This is a genomic window from Gemmiger formicilis (assembly GCF_024462815.1).
Classification (GTDB): Bacteria; Bacillota; Clostridia; order Oscillospirales; family Ruminococcaceae; genus Gemmiger.
Window position 1 is genome coordinate 1 of sequence record NZ_JANGCG010000100.1, and the last position, 225, is coordinate 225.

Here is a 225-nt window from a genome sequence, read left to right on the forward strand (position 1 = left end):
GGCGCTTGCCCCTTGATTTCCGTGACCAGTATTTTGGCTGTGAAATCGAACTGACCGGGATAAACCGCGCCACGGCAGCCCAAACGCTTGCCGACCTGTTTGGCACCCGCGCCGAGCATTCCGGTGGTGGCTACGATGCATACAGGGTCAAAGATTTGGACGGTAAAGAATGGAAAATCGTCCGGGACGGCAGCATCCATCCCGAATGCCGTAGGCGGTCTGTTC

General features: G+C 57.3%; 1 protein-coding gene. It reads left to right on the forward strand.

All coding sequences use genetic code 11. From position 1 onward, the window contains the following. A partial coding sequence (locus NE623_RS14650; RefSeq protein WP_370866772.1) for an amidoligase family protein occupies nt 1-225 on the forward strand: 225 nt, incomplete at both ends.